Source organism: Bradyrhizobium sp. Kon37 (genome assembly GCF_055807535.1).
In genome coordinates, this window is the sequence record NZ_JBVVOY010000249.1 from 1 (window position 1) to 280 (window position 280).

Genomic DNA, 280 nt, shown 5'->3' on the forward strand with positions numbered 1-280 from the left:
CTTGTCTGGCGGCAAACTGCTCGGTGACATCGACGTGGGTGCCAATGATTTCCGTGACATCGCCGTCCCCGCCGACGACGGGATGCCCCTCCGTATGGACGTGTCGTACGGAACCGTCCGGACGCAAAATCCGAAAATCAACTTCGAAAGGCTGCTTTTGCCGGATTGCCTGACGTTCCACATCGACGATCCGGCGAAAGTCTTCGGCGAGGATCCGTTGTTGGAAAGCCTGCGCCGACAGATCGATCTGGTCCGGGTTGAATCCGAACAGGCGATAGAG

General features: G+C 58.2%; 1 protein-coding gene. It reads right to left on the reverse strand.

Annotated features, from left to right (window positions below; all coding sequences use genetic code 11):
• The coding region (locus tag AC0L3J_RS38020; protein WP_473350549.1) for a PAS domain-containing protein at nt 1–271 on the reverse strand (271 nt) is incomplete at its 3' end.
• Between the last annotated feature and the right edge of the window lie 9 nt (nt 272–280).